Origin of the sequence: Natroniella sulfidigena, assembly GCF_023223645.1 — a bacterium.
Lineage (GTDB): Bacteria > Bacillota > Halanaerobiia > Halobacteroidales > Halobacteroidaceae > Natroniella > Natroniella sulfidigena.
On record NZ_JALKBY010000009.1, the window covers coordinates 54659 to 73274 of the forward strand.

21 protein-coding genes are annotated in these 18616 nt (G+C 29.1%); 7 read left to right on the forward strand and 14 right to left on the reverse strand.

Going from position 1 to position 18616, the window contains the following annotated elements:
• Window positions 1-2058: a DEAD/DEAH box helicase family protein gene (locus MWH28_RS07260; RefSeq protein WP_248618644.1), complete on the reverse strand. Its 2058-nt coding sequence runs from the start codon at window positions 2056-2058 to the stop codon at window positions 1-3.
• A 738-nt stretch (window positions 2059-2796) separates the two neighbouring features.
• Here MWH28_RS07260 and dndC point away from each other — a divergent pair.
• The 4 genes from dndC to MWH28_RS07280 are packed head-to-tail and all read left to right on the forward strand — an operon-like array spanning window position 2797 to window position 7723.
• Window positions 2797-4197 carry a DNA phosphorothioation system sulfurtransferase DndC gene (gene dndC / locus MWH28_RS07265; RefSeq protein WP_248618645.1) on the forward strand — a complete coding sequence of 467 codons (1401 nt, stop codon included), beginning with the start codon at window positions 2797-2799 and terminating at the stop codon, window positions 4195-4197.
• Complete coding sequence (gene dndD, locus MWH28_RS07270) at window positions 4184-6220, forward strand: DNA sulfur modification protein DndD (RefSeq protein WP_248618646.1); 2037 nt, start codon at window positions 4184-4186, stop codon at window positions 6218-6220. Before dndC ends, dndD begins: the two co-directional genes overlap by 14 nt.
• The gene (locus MWH28_RS07275) at window positions 6192-6569 is read left to right on the forward strand and encodes a DndE family protein (RefSeq protein WP_248618647.1); all 378 of its coding nucleotides are present in this window, start codon (window positions 6192-6194) and stop codon (window positions 6567-6569) included. Before dndD ends, MWH28_RS07275 begins: the two co-directional genes overlap by 29 nt.
• 5 nt (window positions 6570-6574) lie before the next feature.
• Entirely contained in the window at window positions 6575-7723 is a 1149-nt protein-coding gene (locus MWH28_RS07280; protein WP_248618648.1) for a cysteine desulfurase family protein, read from the forward strand.
• 962 nt (window positions 7724-8685) lie between these two features.
• Here the strand turns inward: MWH28_RS07280 and MWH28_RS07285 are convergent.
• The 7 genes from MWH28_RS07285 to MWH28_RS07315 all read right to left on the reverse strand — a co-directional run bounded on the left by MWH28_RS07285 (window position 8686) and on the right by MWH28_RS07315 (window position 13021).
• Window positions 8686-8892 carry a DUF3006 domain-containing protein gene (locus MWH28_RS07285; RefSeq protein WP_248618234.1) on the reverse strand — a complete coding sequence of 69 codons (207 nt, stop codon included), beginning with the start codon at window positions 8890-8892 and terminating at the stop codon, window positions 8686-8688.
• Window positions 8893-8908: 16 nt separating this feature from the next.
• Window positions 8909-9283: a hypothetical protein gene (locus MWH28_RS07290; protein WP_248618649.1), complete on the reverse strand. Its 375-nt coding sequence runs from the start codon at window positions 9281-9283 to the stop codon at window positions 8909-8911.
• Between the two features lie 10 nt (window positions 9284-9293).
• Window positions 9294-9719, reverse strand: coding sequence for a phage holin family protein (locus tag MWH28_RS07295; protein ID WP_248618704.1), 426 nt, complete (start codon window positions 9717-9719; stop codon window positions 9294-9296).
• A gap of 168 nt (window positions 9720-9887) precedes the next feature.
• Window positions 9888-10046, reverse strand: a complete 159-nt coding sequence (locus MWH28_RS07300; protein ID WP_248618650.1) for a hypothetical protein — start codon at window positions 10044-10046, stop codon at window positions 9888-9890.
• Between the two features lie 747 nt (window positions 10047-10793).
• The gene (locus MWH28_RS07305; RefSeq protein WP_248618651.1) at window positions 10794-11957 is read right to left on the reverse strand and encodes an ATP-binding protein; all 1164 of its coding nucleotides are present in this window, start codon (window positions 11955-11957) and stop codon (window positions 10794-10796) included.
• A gap of 22 nt (window positions 11958-11979) precedes the next feature.
• Complete coding sequence (locus tag MWH28_RS07310) at window positions 11980-12282, reverse strand: hypothetical protein (protein ID WP_248618652.1); 303 nt, start codon at window positions 12280-12282, stop codon at window positions 11980-11982.
• An 88-nt stretch (window positions 12283-12370) separates the two neighbouring features.
• Window positions 12371-13021: a hypothetical protein gene (locus tag MWH28_RS07315; RefSeq protein ID WP_248618653.1), complete on the reverse strand. Its 651-nt coding sequence runs from the start codon at window positions 13019-13021 to the stop codon at window positions 12371-12373.
• 1167 nt (window positions 13022-14188) lie between these two features.
• Here MWH28_RS07315 and MWH28_RS07320 point away from each other — a divergent pair.
• Window positions 14189-14632 carry a hypothetical protein gene (locus tag MWH28_RS07320; protein WP_248618654.1) on the forward strand — a complete coding sequence of 148 codons (444 nt, stop codon included), beginning with the start codon at window positions 14189-14191 and terminating at the stop codon, window positions 14630-14632.
• Between the two features lie 44 nt (window positions 14633-14676).
• Here the strand turns inward: MWH28_RS07320 and MWH28_RS07325 are convergent, their stop codons facing one another.
• The 6 genes from MWH28_RS07325 to MWH28_RS07350 all read right to left on the reverse strand — a co-directional run bounded on the left by MWH28_RS07325 (window position 14677) and on the right by MWH28_RS07350 (window position 17430).
• Window positions 14677-14919, reverse strand: a complete 243-nt coding sequence (locus MWH28_RS07325; protein ID WP_248618655.1) for an aspartyl-phosphate phosphatase Spo0E family protein — start codon at window positions 14917-14919, stop codon at window positions 14677-14679.
• Window positions 14916-15272, reverse strand: coding sequence for a hypothetical protein (locus tag MWH28_RS07330; protein ID WP_248618656.1), 357 nt, complete (start codon window positions 15270-15272; stop codon window positions 14916-14918). Before MWH28_RS07330 ends, MWH28_RS07325 begins: the two co-directional genes overlap by 4 nt.
• 57 nt (window positions 15273-15329) lie before the next feature.
• Window positions 15330-15842 (reverse strand): replicative helicase loader/inhibitor, encoded by a 513-nt coding sequence (locus tag MWH28_RS07335; protein ID WP_248618657.1) that lies wholly within the window; start codon window positions 15840-15842, stop codon window positions 15330-15332.
• Window positions 15835-16722, reverse strand: coding sequence for a DnaD domain-containing protein (locus tag MWH28_RS07340; RefSeq protein ID WP_248618658.1), 888 nt, complete (start codon window positions 16720-16722; stop codon window positions 15835-15837). Before MWH28_RS07340 ends, MWH28_RS07335 begins: the two co-directional genes overlap by 8 nt.
• 125 nt (window positions 16723-16847) lie before the next feature.
• The gene (locus MWH28_RS07345; protein WP_248618659.1) at window positions 16848-17135 is read right to left on the reverse strand and encodes a helix-turn-helix domain-containing protein; all 288 of its coding nucleotides are present in this window, start codon (window positions 17133-17135) and stop codon (window positions 16848-16850) included.
• A gap of 4 nt (window positions 17136-17139) precedes the next feature.
• Window positions 17140-17430, reverse strand: a complete 291-nt coding sequence (locus MWH28_RS07350; protein WP_248618660.1) for a helix-turn-helix domain-containing protein — start codon at window positions 17428-17430, stop codon at window positions 17140-17142.
• A gap of 156 nt (window positions 17431-17586) precedes the next feature.
• Here MWH28_RS07350 and MWH28_RS07355 point away from each other — a divergent pair, with 156 nt between their 5' ends.
• Entirely contained in the window at window positions 17587-18021 is a 435-nt protein-coding gene (locus MWH28_RS07355) for a helix-turn-helix domain-containing protein (protein WP_248618661.1), read from the forward strand.
• A gap of 49 nt (window positions 18022-18070) precedes the next feature.
• On the forward strand, window positions 18071-18562 hold the full coding sequence (locus tag MWH28_RS07360) for an ImmA/IrrE family metallo-endopeptidase (RefSeq protein ID WP_248618662.1): 492 nt from the start codon (window positions 18071-18073) through the stop codon (window positions 18560-18562).
• Window positions 18563-18616: the final 54 nt, after the last annotated feature.

Below are 18616 nucleotides of genomic sequence, written 5' to 3' on the forward strand. Positions count from 1 at the left end.
TTACACCTCATCTAATAAATTATAGTAATTGGCCAAATCAAATATTTTCTTTCTAGCTTGATACTTGTTCAAAGAAATATCAGCAAATTCTTTAAATCTAGCTAATTCCCTTCTCAATATAGATCTAATAGAAGATATATCCCCCATTTCATCAGGTGGAATTGCTATAAAATCATAAATGGTTGCTTTTTCTTTTCCAGGATATTTCCTTAATACCCGTCCTCTTCTTTGAATAAATTCTTTTGGATTACTACTACTAGAAAGTATATAAGCCTTCTTAGTAGCTGGAACATTAACCCCTTCATCAAGACAATGCATTGCAACTAATACTCCAATATCTCCATTCGCAAATAATTTTAAGATCCTTTGCCTCTCTCTATTATTCTCTCTAGCGGTAAATCTTTGATAAAATACCCCTTGATTATTTAAAACATCTTGAATATTATCCATTTGATGATGAGAAGTATAGACTAAAGTATATTTTAAATCTTGTTCTCGTGAAATCAAATTTCTAAACTTTTCAATTTTATTTTTAGCTGAATTAACTATACCTGATCTTTTTATCATTAAACCAGTTAATGTTTCGTCATCTTCAGCTACCCCACTGGCTAACATTTTAGCTATCTTTACAGATAACTCTTTATAATTTTCAAATTCTTTATTCGTCAATTCAATTAAGATAGGATGATATTCATATGGAGTTAAAAACCCTTCATCAATTGCTTTTTCTAAATCATAACTAAAAGTTACTCCATTAAAATAATCGTATAATATTTTAGTGCCATCTTCATCATGCCACCTCTTAGGGGTTGCACTTAATCCAATCCTCCCAATAAAATTAGATTTTAAAATTGATCTTCTACAATTTGAACCTAAATGATGAACTTCATCTCCAATTAAAAGTACTTTTACCTTATCATCTATTCTATTAATTGCTTTTTCAAAGGTTTTCATAGAAGCTGTTGTAACCGTTGTTATTACAAATTCACATTTTGAAATTCCAATATTTAAATCAACTATTCTTCTAATTAGCTTATTTTCCCATAACTTTTTACTTTTATAGCAATTAATCACTCTATAATTAAATTTATTTAACTCTTCTTCCCATTGATCCACTAAATGTTGATAAGGACAAACTATTATTATTAATACCTCTTGGTTGTCTTTTATAAATTCTTCAGCACATAATATACTAGTAATTGTCTTACCAGTACCTGTGGCCATCTCAAATAAGCCCTTATAATTATTTTCTTTCCAGTTATTAATAGCTTCTAATTGGTAATCCCTTGGGGTAATATTATTTTCTTCTTTATATTCGGGTGAATTTTCTTTTACCTTTGATGGATTTAGTTTATAAATCTTATTAATCGGTTTAGAAGGTGCTATTTTTATTAGTTTTCTCTTGGATGCTTCTGGAAAATCATAAACCTCAACTCCTAAAGAAGAATTATTCCATAATCTTCTAAAATACTCTATTCTTTTTTTTACTCTTTTCTGTAACTCATTTTGCCAACTCCAAAATACATCAATAGATTCAAAGTTATATATCCAACCATTAGAAGATTCATTTAAAGAGCCAGAAAATACAACTTTATCTCCTTCTTCATCTGTAAAAACCCCAAACTTTTCATGATACATACTGTTGTAATTTTTATAATTATCATCCTCTGGCTTTCTAATAGCTATTTTTATATCTAAATATCCTTCTTTTATTAACCAAGAAAGATTTTTTATATTTGCTTTATCTGAATCATTTAATAATAAATCAACTTTTTTATTCAAATTTTCCCCAATAATATTTTTCATCTTATAGCCTTTTTTTAAAGAAACCGAATCCTTTTTAGATAATTGAATACTACATATTAATCTCATCCTTCCATTATTCTTAATAAATTGATATAAACCATTTGAAATATAATTTATTATGGAAGAATTAAAATATCCAACAGCTCTATCATATCTTATTGAGTTAGCTAAACAAGGTATGTAAAATTCAGAAATCAAATCATTATCTCCAGTTCTATAATTTTCTTCCAAATTTATATCTTTTAAGCTCATATAATTCCTCCATATTATAAAATTAAAAATCAAACTGATCCATATACTTTAATTATTCAAGATATTCCATGTATATTCCTTCTAAAAGTAAATGAAATTGCTATTTTATAGATATAATGCTAATTGATTATCTTCTTTATCTTTCCTCCTTTCCTTCTTTAATATCACCTTTTTAATTGACCTCCATTAAACTTAAAGACTATCAACCTTATCATCTAACTCCCTCTATTTTTGAGCAACACATTGGTCTTGATAGATAAGTATAATAGATTATATGATTTCTTTCTCGGACATGATATAATAAAATCAAACTAAACTAGAAGGTTATAATAACCCTGTTCATTTAAAGCTTAAAATAATAGCAAAATTAAGATAAAACGTTATCCCCCCTACCCTTTGGGGTATATGGTGTTAATGTCTAAGAAAAAGTTTTTAAAAAGTGTTGACAATCCAAACTTTTAACAAAATCATTCTAGCTTTTCCTTAAGTTTTACAAAACATTATAATTGTATTTATATAGAACACCCCTTCTGTGTTTTATCTAACCACTCAACACTTTATCAAAAAAAAGAGTTCCGTTTCCAATTTTATATTAGATTCACCTATATTTATTTCACACTAAGTACAAGCTCATAACAATTTGACAACTAAGTATTAGTATTGTATTATAATTCTGTTAGGGATCATTTATTATTAATACCCTAAATATGTTAGTTAAATCTTAAGAGAGGTGGCAATATGAACTTAAATTATTTCCATCAACATAATATTGAAGATATTTATAAAAACATTCAAGAAATATATTTAAGAGACAACAGTCCATGGATTATTGGATATAGCGGTGGAAAAGATTCTAGTACAACTACCCAATTAATATTTAGAGCTGTCCATCAATTAAAAAAAGAAGGAAAAAAATTACATAAACCAATTTATATAATTTCTGCAGATACACTTGTAGAGAATCCGATGATTATTAATTTCATTACTGATACATTAAATATGATTGAGAAAAAAGCTAGAAAATTAGGCTTGCCTATTAAAACTCAAAAAGTATATCCTAAATATGATGAAACATTCTGGAGTTTAATGATTGGTAAGGGCTATCCTAGCCCTAGACAAAAATTTAGATGGTGTACTGATAGGCTAAAAATTAAACCTACAACTAATTTTATAAAAGATAAATTATCAAAATATAATGAGGCTATCGTCGTTTTAGGAGTTAGAAAAGGTGAAAGTGCTAGTAGAGACCAAGTACTAAATAATAGTCAAATTGAAGGTAAAACTCTACGTAGACACCAAAGCTTAAATAACGCGTATATATATGCACCTATTGAAGAGTTTTCTGTTAGTGATGTCTGGCATTTTCTTTTAAATCATTATGATAGTAAATCTCCATGGGATACTGATAATTATAAACTTTATAAATTATATAATGATTCTAATGCTGAATGCCCAATGGTAATTTCTAAAGATACTAAAGCATGTGGTAATTCTAGATTTGGTTGTTGGACATGCACAGTTGTTAAAGAAGATAAATCACTAACTGGATTTATTAAATCAGGACAAAAATGGCTTAGACCATTATTAGAATTTAGAAATTGGCTTTATAATATTAGAAGTGATAGATCTATGAGAGAAAAAAAGAGAAGTAATGGAATCATCTATACAATAGAACGAGATGGAAAATCATTACGAGGGCTTGGTCCTTTTAATTTAAAAGCTAGAAGAGAAATATTAAGAAAGTTATTAGAAATACAAAAGGAAATTAAAAATAAAATAGATTATAACTTAATTCAAAAAGAAGAATTAAAAATAATTCGCCAAAAATGGATTTCATCTGGTGATTGGGAGGACTCATTACCTAAGATATATAAAGAAATTAATGGAGAACCACTCTCTTGGGAAATTGACCAAAATTACTTATTCGATTCTAAAGAAAGCAAATTGTTAACTGAGCTTTGTAGAAAAGAAGAAATTGATCCAGAACTTTTACAAAAATTAATCTCCATTGAAGCAGACTATTTAGGATATAATTATCGCCATAATATTTATAAAAAGATCAAAAAGTTGCTTAAACAAGACTGGCTTCATTATGAAGACATAAAAGACCTAGGAAGTGATGTAAATGGAAATCAATAAACTTCAACTATATAATTTCGGAATTTATTATGGCAAACATGAAATGGACTTTAATTTATCAAGCAAAGAAAAAAATGTTATCTTAATTAGTGGAGAAAACGGTTCAGGTAAAACTACCTTATTAGACGCAGTAAATTTAGTACTATATGGTTCATTAATCTTAGGAACTAAAACCAATACCAGCAGATATATAAATTATATCAAAGAAAGAATTAACTACTCAGCTTTAGAAGATGATACTAAAATGTATTTAACTCTTGATTTCAACTTAAATAAACACGGAAACAAGAAAAGATATATAATGAAAAGAGAATGGTATTTTGAAGACAATATTGAAGAAAATTTAATTATTAAAGATCAAGATAAAGAGTTAACCCAAGAGGAGATAAATAAATTTCAAGACTATATTCGAACTGTCTTCCCCCCTTCTTTATTTGAGTTTTTCCTGTTTGACGGTGAAAATATGGGGAATTTACTTTATACTGAAGACTTCAGAAAAATTTTAGAAGGGTCTTCTAAAACAATCTTCAATCTAAACCTAATTAAAGAATTAAATGATGATCTTGATACCCTTTTAAAAGAAAAAATAGAAGATAGATCACTTTCAAAAATTGAGCAAGAATATAAAAAAATAACCGAAAAATATAAGAAACTAAAAAACAAATTAAAAAATAAACAAAATAAATTAAAAAATATTAAAGAAAAAATAGAAGCTTCATCCGAAAAAAAAGAAGCTTTAGAAGAAGAATTTGATACTTATGGAGGACTATTTGCTGAAGAAAGAAAGAAAATTAATGAAGAAATTAACAAGTTAAAACTTCAAAAAGAAGAAGCAAAATCTTTTTTAGATAATTACTATCAAAATATTTTACCTTTCTCTTGTTGTACAAGACTACTATCGAATATTATAAAACAAGTAAAAAAAGAAAATGTTTATAAAAATTATATGAATGTAAAAAATAAATTGGATAACGAATTACCTAAAAAATTAAATCAAGATATTAAACAATCTCAACTTGAAATTACTGATGAAAATAAAAATGATAGGTCACAAGATCTTATAAAAATATTACTTGATAATATAGATCAATCATTTAAACCTAATTTTGATACTGAGAATTTCAATCTAATCCATAAATTATCATCTTCAGAAGAGCAGAAATTAGTTAACAAAATTAAAACTATAATTAATTTTAATGAAGAAAAAGCCTTAGAAAAAATAGAAAAAATAAATAATATAAATTTAAAATTAAATAAGTTAAATAAAAGATTAAAGCACAATCAAGAAAGTTCAGAGTTAAATAATCTTTTAAAAGAAATTGAAAAATGTATTATGAAAAAGTCTAAATTAGAAAAGATGGTAGAAGAAATTAAAGAAGAAATCGACCTTATCAAAGATGATTTAGAAACATTATCCAAAGATAAAAAGAAAAAATTAAAAGAATGGAAAAATTCTAAAAAAGTTAATAATATTCCTATTCTTTGCGATAAGTTAAATAATGTATTAAGTAAATATACTGAAATTCAAACAAAAAAGAAATTAAAGTTAGTCGAAAATAAATTTTTAGAGATTATAAATAATTTAATTAGTGTTGAAAATTATATAAAAAATATAGAGATAAACCCAACTACTTTTAAAGTTAATCTTTATAGTAAAAATAATGATTTATTAACCAATCTATCAGCTGGAGAGCAAGAATTAGTAATTTTAGCATTACTATGGTCTTTAATGGAAGTTTCTAAGCAGAAATTCCCATTAATTTTAGATACTTTACTAGGTAGAATTGATGAAAAACATCGAGAAAATATTATTAAAAATTTATTAATAAAAGCTGACTTACAAATTATAATCTTAGCTATCAATTCTGAATTAAATAATATTCAATACAAAGCTTTAAAACCTTATATTGAACGAAACTATTTAATTAATAAAGTTGATAAACTTAATAATAGATCAACAATAGAAGAAAATACTCTCTTTGTAGGTGATAATAATGAAGTTCCGATTAAAAACTTCGGCTAAAACTAAAGAAGTCTTAAAAGAAATTCAAGCAAGATCAAATTTAAGACCAAATATTCTCTCTCGTATAGCAATTAATTTATCTTTGGTGCAAGATGATCCAGTAAAAGATCAAGAATATGATAATAATGGACTTGAATTTCCTAGAAATGTACTATTAGGAGAATATGATCAACTATATAAAGCTTTAATCTCACAAAGATTAGGAAGACATATTAAAGAAGAAGAATACTTTCCTAATTATGTTAAATTACATCTAGAAAGAGGAACTAGACTTTTAAAAAATGAATATAATTATGCAGGCAACTTCGAAACTTTTGTAAAAAATTTAATTAATAATAAAATTGGGTGATAATAATGATTTATTTGGACAATTCAGCTACTACTAAAATTGATCCTCGCGTAATCAAAAAAATGTTACCATATTTAAAAGAAGAGTATGGCAATCCAACAAGTAAACATTATACTTTAGCCCAAAATGCTGAAAGTGCTGTAGAAGTGGCAAGAAGTAATCTATCTACTCTTCTAAACTGCGAAAATGATGAAATAATATTTACTAGTGGTGCTTCAGAGAGTAATAACTTTATTTTAAAAGGAATAGCAGACTATTATCAGGATCAAGGAAATCATATAATTACTTCTAGTGTAGAACACAAATCAATTTTAAAGTGTTGTAATTATCTAGAAAAGAAAGGTTATAAAATCACTTATTTGCCTGTTAATAAAAAAGGACAAATAGAAATAGATACTTTAAAAAAAGCAATTACAGATCAGACTATCTTAATCTCACTTCTTTGGGGAAACAACGAACTTGGTAGCTTGAATCCTGTTAAAAAATTAGCAACTGTTGCAAAAGAAAATGATATTTTATTCCATACCGATGCTACTCAAATACTAGGTAAGATAGATATTAATGCTCAAGACATTCCTTTTGACTTTTTGTCATGTTCTGCTCACAAAATACATGGGCCAAAGGGAGTAGGTGCTGCATTTATTAAAACAGATGATATAGGTCTTAGACATGAGCTAACCCCTTTAATTCATGGGGGTAATCAGGAAGATGGATTAAGAGCTGGCACCTTAAGTGTTCATAATATCGTAGGCTTAGGTGAAGCTGCTAGAATAGCTTTTAATGAAATGTCAGATTATATTCCTAAAATTAAAAGGTTAGAAAACCTATTTAAAGAAAAAATTAAAAATAAAATATCTAATCTATACTTTAACGGTGATCAGACTTCAAAAATACCAGGAATTATAAATATGACAATCCCTATTCAAGGAGTTAATAATAAGTTAATTATAACTAACCTTGAAGAAGAGTTGGCTATTTCTGATGGATCAGCTTGTTCAATTACAGAGCCTTCCCATGTTTTAAAAGCAATTGGATTAAATCGTAATGAGATAACTTCAACTTTTAGAATATCTTTAAGTAAATTTAATACTCCTGAAGAAATCGAACAAGCTATAGATCTATTGATAAAAACTATAAATGAATTTAAAATTTAATGTACACTTCACCCTTTAATTTCTTCTAACACCATCATGTCTTCAAACTTACCTTTCCCTTCTCTTTAATCTTCTTCTCTTTCATCTCAAAATCTACTCCCAATTAGACCACAACTGGCTAATAATCATTCAATAACTTACAAAATATCAGTCATCTCCTCAACCTCTTCCTCTGCTTTAAATTCATCTAATTCTTATTGTAATTTATTAATTAGATTATTCTTATACTCTCTAAAATCCATAGGGCTATACTTATTAATAGGTTAGTAGAAAATAATATTATTTATCTATTCCAGTAAAATCAGAACTATTTACTTTAATAACTTTACCAGTTGTTATTAACAACTACCTTATCTTCTTCTATTTTATAAATAGCTCTATCATCTTTTAAAGAAAGTTTGGTTATCAACTTATTCTTTTTATATTCTTTTACACCCCATAATTCAAAATAAAATAGAAATAATAAATGATAGAGAACATATTTCCAAATGCAATCTATCCCATTTTCAATCTCTTTATCTTGAATTTCACACTTTAAAAAATCAAGTAAATCTTCTTCTTTAATATCTTTGGCTAGACCTAACTTATCTTGCCTCCTAAAATTTAACCTCTATTCAATAATTGAATACCAACTCTTTGTTATCATCCGTAACGCAAGTTTTCTAAAAGACATCTCACTTTTCCTCTCTTTTATCTCTGTAAAAAAGCAGCAAACAAATATAACTTGTGATTTTTCGTTATTCTCTTTAGCTTAAGTATATTTTCAAATGCCTCATTATTTAAAACCAGTCTCTTATGCAATTCTAGTATTTAATCACTTCCCTTAAATCAAATATAAATTCTATCCACCTTTAATATAATATTTCTAAAAATAGTAATATATCCTTATAAAAATAACTGGAAAAATTATATCACTCAAAAAAACGGCCAGCACCCGAAGGCACTGACCAAATCAAATAATATTAACCTGTTAACTTATCCAACATTTTCTGCATTTCTTCTCTTCGCTCTTTAGTATACTTCTTATCAGGAATAAATTTAATCTGTAGCCAATCCCCTTCTTCTGGATCTCCAGGTATCTCATCCTTCAACACATCCAACTGCACTCTTTGCTTCTCTAATAACACCACTGCAAAATCACCAACAAAACGATCAATTACTCCTCTCATTTTATCTCCTCCTTGATTAAAAGTTTTTATTGTACTCCAGTTTCAAATCATCACCATCCCAAGAAACATTGGCTCCTTCTTCTCTCTTTAATCTCCCTTTGACATGATTCTCAATCTTCACCTCCGTTTCCTGATCAACTTTATAACCTGCTCTTTTCAATTGCTGAACTAAGTTTTCTACTACATCATTAACTCGATTTAAAGCATTGTTCTCTGGATACTCTAGCAAGATTCCATCTAAAACATCATCAACTTCAGCTAAAATTATAGACCCTTTTTCAAAGTAAGGATCTATACCAGGAAAAATCTTTCTTAACAACATAACCACTATAGTAATGACAGGAACAAAATTCAGTCCTGTCGCTGTCAAAATTCTAATAGTTTCACTCATCAAATTCCTCCTATTTCTCTTGAATCTGTTGTAAAGCTTTCTTCAAAGCTTTAGGAATTGGCACCCCAGCCTGGGCCAAATTCTCTACAGCACTAATCCCCTCTTTAGAGATGTAAAACCAAATAGCCATTAAACGAATCATCCCTTGACTTCCCAACACTTCATCAGCCAAATGAGCAATTACTATGCTTAAAAAAAGACCAATCTTGCGAAGTATTCCTCTGTGACCTAGTTTACTGTTCAACTCTTTCAGAACAAAAGCAGATAATAAGCCAGTAATATAATCGATTACTACTATACTGATTAAGAACTTTAAGGATTGATCATAACCACCTAGCCAGTAATGAAGCCCCCCTCCCATCAATCCTATGAAATAATAAATAGCATCAATAGATTTTTTCCTCCCTCCTCCCTTCGGGCCAACATCTGCAATCATTATACACAATATCTAAGGCAGCCAACTCCCAATATTGGCACAAAGTTGGCCCAAAAAGAAAAAAAGCCAGATCTGTTTAAGATCTGACTGGGTGTTTGGAGTTGTTTTGTTGGCCCGTGTTAAGGTAATGATTTTCTTTCTTATCAATTAATCCACTAGCATAAAAAACTATTTTTTCCTTTTTAAAATCTTATCAACTCTATCATAAAAATTATCAACCATATAATCTATGCATTCTTTCTCTACTTCATAATATAAATTTAAACCCCTCCTAACAATTTCTCCTTCAAGCCAATCAGCACATAACTCTAATCCATTATTCTCCAAATATCTCAAACTTCTATTTTCTTCTTTAAGTTGAAATTATATACCTTTTTTCACAATGTACTCTAACTCACTTTTACTTAACTTCATATTTATCTCTCTCCTAATTTTATTATAACCCTACTTTTACCATTAAAATGGTATAGTTATGTTTCAAAAAATCTTTTATTAAAAATAACTACTTTTGAAAATTATTTTAGCTTCTTTCACTTTCTTTTTTCCTTGATTTATTAAATTAATCAAGACTTATATAGGTTTGAGATCTTTCCAGCTATAACCTCGATTTTTCAGTACTGTTCGTCTATATCAATTTAATTTTTGAAGCTGCAAATAAGTAAAAGACTCTCACCAATCAATATAGAGTCTTCTAATAGTTAAAGCTTTAAAATATCAGATCTAAACCTTATATTTGGGAATCTCGTTTATTAATAAAATTCTAGCTGCTCGTTTTATTTTAACACTTTAGCTAGCATATAATAATTTTAAGCTTCACAACACTCCACTTGTCTTAAGAAGTTGATCACTATTAAATATTTAGAAATATATCTTTAGCCTACTTTTAATCAAAAGTAAAATTAATAGTTATCCATTACAATATTTATAAATTGATCTGTTTTTTCTTTTTTATAATTTGGGGAGATTATACTAAATACTTTTTCTAAAATCTCTTTGTCTTTTACATTTAAGTTATCAGCTAGCTCTAGCACCTTAAAATTGCTATCTTTTTGTTTCAATAAGCAATCTATTTTATTATGTAAATTTCTTTTCTTCTTCAATTCGTTTCTTTTTTTTAGAAGCTGACCTCACTAATTTTGAAAGCCTAGAACCTATTTTTTCTAATTCATTAATCAATTTTGCATAAGCTGAATTTTTTTCAAAACCATCTCTTCTAGCATTAGGAATAAGATCATCATCTAATACATATACCTCTCCTTGAAACCAACCGTTAAATCTATCCTCTTTAAATATTTTATTTAATAAACTCCTATCACCTATTTGAATATTTCCTTTTCTAAACCGTAATCCTTTTATCTTTCTATCAACTATTGTTCCATAAAAATTAGATTTAGTATACCATAAAGCAGCAAGCAGATTTTCATCCTTATCTTTAATAAATTCAATTTCTATACTTTTCACATAATCACTTATTTTTTTTCTAATATCAGAGACAAAATTAGAAGAATTTAATTTATATATTTGTTCCGTTTCTTCTCCATCACTTAAGAATATATTATATTCATTAATTAAAATATTCTTTTTCTCAAACTCCTTTTTTAGCTTAGTAGAAAAATCAAAATATCTTTCATCAAATGGAACAGGAGCAATCTGTGACAAGTAATTTTTTATTCTATTATAATTTAAAATATGGTCTATATTATTTACCTCTTCTAAAATCACTCTGAAATAATGTTTATTTGAATCTTCACTTTCAATTTTTTTTGTAGTCACTTCTTCAATAACTTTTAATAAATCATAATCCATATAATCCCCAGGAATCAATAACTTTTCTAATCTTTTACTATTAAAACTAACTATAGTCTTTTTATCTTCACCTTTATGAGAAGTTTCAAATTTTAATTTACTACAATAACTCAAACCAGAAAGTCTACCTATTCCCCGAAATCCTCTATTAGTTCTATGATCTTTTTTGGAATTACCAATATCCAACAGTTTCTTTGAAGCATCCTTTACAGAAATACCTGCTCCATTATCTTCAATCATGATTTTTTTGTTTTTTTCATTTATTTCTATAAAAATCTTAGCATTTTTTTTCTTAATTATACCCATTTTAATAGCTTCATCTATAGCATCAACACTATTTTGTACATATTCTCTATAAACTATTTTAGCGTCAACATACATTCCAGTAGTCAATGACTCTAATGTATGTTTACCTATTATAAAACTATTCATTAAATTACACTCCTCTTCTTATTTAAAACAAAGATAATTGTTCTCCATAATCTGCAGTCAAAACTTCTATCTGCTTTTCTATTCCATTAGAAGCAAATTGGCTCCTATTATTTTCTTTAATAGCCTTTTTGAAATTATCAAAGTTATCTCTCAATAATTCAGTTATTTTATCTTCATTAAATTCTCTAATATACTGTTTTATCTTTTGTAACTCTTTATCATTTAAGCAATTTGCATTAATATAATGCTTTATTGCTTTTAGCTTATCTATATTAATAATATTTTGTCCTAAATAAAACATTGCTTTTTCTAATCTATCTAACACTTCTTTATTATTAAAATTATCTTTTATCTAAATTAATATCTAAAAACATACAAAATCTCCTTTCAATTGATAACTATCTTATTTTAATTTATGATATAATTTCTTCTATACACAGAGAATATTTTAAAAAATTATATAAAATGCTATATAAAATTTCTTCTTCCTTACTTTTTTTATTTAATTCAGTTATGCTAATTTTATCTATACATAGCCAATCTTGAGAATTATAATTAATAACTTTTCCTCTAAATTTCTGAACAAGCATATTACGCCTTTCATATTTCATTTCTTTATTATTACCTAAGTTGTTATTAAGTCTAGCCATAGCTCCTTTACCAGCTAATTTACTTAATTTCTTAATAATATAAATAAAGTCTTCATCCTCTACTGCTTGTGATAATTCAAGTTGGCTAAAATATTCACCAAATTTTGAATAATTTGTTCCTAAACAAATATGAGCATTTGGTATTCTAGTTTCATATCCCCATTCCCCTATATTATAAAAAAGATTATACTTTTTATCTTTAATTTGTAATACTTGGGTAGCATTATCTTTCATAAAATAGACCTCATTCATATTTTTAAAATGTTTACTTTTAATAGACATAGATATTCCATCTACTTCTAAAACTAATTTTATTTTTTCAACTTCTATTTCTATAGGTCTAACAAGTGGAGTATTAAGCAATAAATTTTTTATTCTCTCCGCATTATCAATAGACAATAATTCATAATTCATTTTATTAACCTCCATTTTATTTTATAATATGCGCATTACTTAGGATTTTAGCTAGCTCTATCTTCCTGAAATTTCATAAATCATTTGTTTAGTTCCCATTCCCCTCATTCAACAACTATATATCCTTATTACTTTACTATTACTAATTTCAAATTTCTGAAGTTTCTACTGCTAACCTAATAACGTCCCTCTATAATTCATCTAGCACCACATCACTCCACTCAAAGCTACCCTCCCTTAACATATTCCTTACCTGCATACCTAGGAACAGATGTTGATCCAGTCTTCTTTACTCATCTCTTTAACTTTCTCTAAAACTTCATTAGGACTTTCATCTGATAAATATTGAGCAGCTTCTTCAATTTCTTCCTTTCTAATTTTGGGTAAACTACTAAAAAAGAGTAGTGACGGTAGATTATATTGAAGTTTCTAGACTGGCTTAAAGCTGAAGATAGTAAAGCTAATATTAAAGTTATGCTAGTGATTACAATTATAGGAACTATTACTGTTCTAATAATATCTTAATTATTCCTATTTTCACTCACCTTCAAACTAATTTGTAATATAAATTAAACTATAGTATTATTTTCTCATTAAAGAATAAATATCCTCTAAACATAAAACAAATAATCTAATTTTGTAAATAATAACTAATAATTATTAGCACGGGCCAACACTCCAACACCAAAAACATAACGGGATAGTAGTACTGACACAAACACTCAGTACCACTATCCCTAATTACGATGGCCCCGTTTCAGTCGCTCCAAGACAGCATAGCTACAAGCTGACTAAAGAACAAGTCAGCACCCGGTATCTATGCTGCTTTCCACTCCTTCAACCGGGCCAGGCTTTAATTTTTAGAAAAGATTTAACAACTTGATCGGCTAATGTTTAAAAATCCCCTCCAGCAAAACCATCTTTTCCCTCAAATCCCTCCCCCCAAACCCCCTACCCATCAACTCCCTTTGCGGACAGGCTCGCACAACCACCGAGCCAAAAAAGGTGCCATTATTTTGGGGGGAGGGGTACTTGAGGGACAACATTTGAGATGATGAGAAATCTCACAGAATTTCTCATCTATTCTCATTTTGCTTCCGAGGATTTTTCGACAAGTATTAATAATTTATAATACGTAAATAATATGACTTAAGGAGGTGTAATTTAATGAAATTTGACACTTGGAAGTGTGGGGTTTTAGCAGGTCTTATAGCAACAGTCGCCTTGGTTATAATAACTGCCACTCTAGACTTTTTCGATCTTTTAGCAGTTAGTGAAACAGAATATGCTGCACGATTTATACTTCATTCACCTGAAAGAAAACTGGTAACTCTTGATTGGATTGTTGGAGTGATAACAAACTTTAGTTTAGGAGCATTATTTGGTTTGATATCAGCATTCTTTTATAAATATACAGGATTAGATGAAAGGTATTTCAAAATTATAGGTATTGCTGTATTATTATGGTTTTTTCACTTAGCTATAGTTCCCTTTTTAGCTCCTCGTATTAGACAACTAAATACTGCCCAAACAGCTATAGAATTTTATTTCATGTATATTTTCTGGTCATTTATAGCTAGTTCTTTTATTTTTAAATACTTGAAATTTTAGCTCTACCATAAATAATTAAAGCAAAAATACAAAGACCAGCTCTATTAAGAACTGGTCAACAAATTATCCTGCTTCATCATCTCAACAATCTTCTTATCTAATTCTCGACTAACAGCCTGTACACCTTCATCTAATAAATCTTTATCTTGAGCTTCTTTAGTCATCCTTCTCCGCAAAAATTCAATTTCTTCTTTAAGTTTACCAGTCATGCTTATCACCTCGATATAATAATCACGATTGTTAATATAACATCTTTTTCTAAATAAATCAAATATTATTTTATTCACAATAAATCTCCAATATTATCATCTAACTTTCTTAATGCCCTCTTCTTAACCCGATAATAATGACTACTGGAATAGGGAAACTCCCTACTTCTATAGACTAGATTATCCTGCTTGACCCCTTCATTAAGATACTTAGCCCTGATCAATGGCAACTCCAAATCTTGATCTAAAACCTCCAAAGCATTGTCAACCAACTTCAAAACCTTCTCCTTCTCTTCTTTCTCCTCTAACAAATTGCTCTTTAACTCTTCATCTAAGACTTCAAATTTAAGCTTTATCTTAATCGACTTTAATCTAACTTGATACCTCTTATAGTTAGACAAAACCTCAACCACCTTACTAAAACCTTTCATCTTATCAATCCTTTTAAGTTAGTACCCTACTGCAGCTGCAGCAGGGTACATTTTCAGTTAATCAAGAAGCAATTGACTACTAGCTATGCTATCTATCTCTCCTTGTAACCTATCAGGAATTATATTATCTTTCTTCTCTCGTTTCTTTAGCTGCTTATACATCTTGATAAATTGACCTCTGATTACTCCAGTATTAGTCTCGGTACATATCTCACGCCAACCCATATAATCAACTGTCTTAGCTACCAAAGGATCTAAACTCTTTAATGCTTCTTTCTTATTCCAATAACCATAATGCTCAATTGCTTTTATTACTTCTCCCCAAGCACCTGCAGGGGTTAACCTATCTTCAGTTGTTACTTCTAACACTGCTTTTCTAATATCTGCTATAGTCGGTATAAATGGCTGTTCAGCAACCAACTTCTGAACTGCTACTTGTACCTCCTGATAATCAAAGTCCTTCAACATCTGATACCAGAAGTTTAGCTTAACCCCTTTTCGATCAACTTCAAACTTCTGATAAGCAAGTGATAAAATAGATAGTATCTTAGCAGTCTCAGTCTTAGTCATACACCTCACCACCTAGCCCCTCTGCTAGCTCACATTCTTCAACTAGGCTTAAAGCGTTTTGAATGTTTTGTGGTAACTCTGTTTCGTTCTTCTTCTTTTTTGCTTTATTTTTACGCTGGTTAAGATAATCTTTAACCTGCTTAATCGTCAGTAATCCTTGGGCCAACCAATCATCGAGTAACTCCTTTACATAGGAGAATCTATAGATATTATTGACACTCGCTTTTTTTATCGCTAAAACTACTACTTCTAAACTCAATCCATCGTCTAAATAACTTGTTAATAGATCCAACTGATAAGAATTAATCGTTCTTCCCAAAGCTTTTTCATAAAATTTGGCCAACCCTCTTCCTTCTTCTTTAGTAATCTCTGCTGTAGTCTCTGTAGTAGTCTCTGTTAAAGATTTTACACTTTCTGCAAAGTCCATTTTAGGCTTTCCGTAAAGTCCACTTTCACTTTTATGTGAAGTCGACTTTACCATTTCGTTATTTCCACCTTCCAATCTCTGATTAATCTCACTAATCAAGACCTCCTCATTCAACCTCAAATGATGAATCGGTCGTCCATTGAACTTATATAACCTCTTAATCACTAAATCTTTATCAAGTAAGATCTTAACTGCCCGATCATATTGTCGAGCAGTTATCCTAATCTCATCCCACCAATCACTCCTTCTTTTAGCCAGCCAATACTGACCATCCTTCTTGACTCTTAGCTTACTCTTACCTTTCTTATCAGGGCGAAACCAATAAATAATCTGGCTCAATAAGACCCCTGCCACTAAATCCTCTGCTAGATCAACATAAATTCCCTTGACCGTTACCATCTTATCAAAAGCTTGATTGACCTGAAATAAATCATCTAAGGAATTTAGTTTCATCCTCACCCCTCACTCTAATTGATATTTGAGCAAAAATTTCGTATAATAATTAATAAGTACTTACTTAATTGCACCCGTTGCCGCGGGTGTTTTTTTATTTAACAAATCATCCATCTTACTCACCTCTATTTAATCTGATAAATTCTCTCTACTTGTTGATTATCCTGAGCATTCTGATCAATCCACTCTAATAACATCTGCTTGGGAATCAACTTCCTCCTACCTGCTTTAACAAATGGAATCTCCCTCTGTCTCATCAACTCATAAACCTTGGTAGTACTGAGCTTTAAAAATTGAGCCGCTTCATCAACATTCAACATCTTAGTCTCTTTACTCTGATCTAAAGTAGCCAACTGCTCCATCTTTTGATTAATCTCCTTTAACTCCTCTAACACCTCTTCTAACACTCCCATCTTATCAACCTCCTATCATCTGTTTTGTATCTTTTTTGTTACTAGACTCTAAAAAAAATAACTCATCCTTATGTTCAGGAAACCTACTAGCAATCTTTTTGATTGCAGTAACTCCAGCATTACTACCTGCTAATAACCTATACAAATGCATCCTACTTAAGTCTATTTCCCTTGCCAACTCAGCTTTAGACTCAATCCCTTTCTCCTTCGCCAATTTTAACAAAAAATCTCCATCAAGCCTTGCTCTAACTTCACCTTGAGCTATCTTAAGTAGTGTCTTACTATCTAATTTCATCCTTCACCTCCTCTCGTATCATTTTTGTTACTTTATTTAATATTGTAACAATCTTGTTTTTAAATTTCAAGAGATTTATGAAAAAACTTGATTTTTTTTACAAGTTATATTATTATATTAGTGTAACGTTAACGTTACTAACAAGGAGGTATTCACGTGAACTTTACTGATTTTATCAATAACTACCTCAAAAAACATAATCTTTCCTATAGGAAGATGGGTCAATTATGTGGGATTAGCCATGCTGAAGTAAGCAGATTGGCTAAGGGAAAGAAACCTTCTATTAAAACGATTAACAATATTTCTAAAGGTCTAGATATACCTAAAACTAGACTATTAAAACTGGCCGGCCATTTAGAAGAAGAAAATAAGAAGCAAGAAAAGGGAACTGATGAAAGATTACTAGAGAAGCTACCTCAAGGTACACTGGAGCTATTGACTGAAGAAGATCTCGATTTTTTAGCAGAACTATTCCAAGATGACCAACGTTGGGTCTTAATGAAAGAGAGTAGCAAATTGTCTAAGGAGAATTTAGCCAAAATCATTCAAATTATTAGAGTCTTCGCCGAAGAGGAAGATGTTAAGGAGTAAGTACAAAATATAGCTGAGTACAGATGAGTATAGCAAGGAGGAGAATTTAATGGACTTTGAACTGATCGAATCACAGGCTAGAAATTTTCTGAAAAAGCATAATCTCACTGTTCCTGTCAAACTTAATAAAGCAACCAACATCTTAAATATTGAGATTAAAGAAGTAAGTTATCCTGTTAATTCTGCTATCCTTTATAAGGGCCATTCTAAGAATTTAATAGTTATCGGTAAACAACAGAGTCTAGGCCAAAAAAGATTCAATATTGCCTATGGAATAGCACATGTTTTACCTCAACATCAAGAGGAATTCTTTACTTCTAATCTTAAAAAAAATAAACCCCTTAAAGAAAAAGAAGCAGATGTTTTTGCTAGTGAGCTACTCATTCCTACGCCAGTTCTCAAACAGAAAGCAGCAAAGTTTAATTATAACATAAATAAATTAGCTGAATTCTTTAAAGTAACCAGACAAGCTATCTTAACTAAATTGAAAATTAAAGATATTCCTTATTGCCATGATCAACAACATGGCAACTTTTTTTAAGTGCTTTAGAAATATTTAGCATGATTATCATATATTTCATTGGTGAGATATATG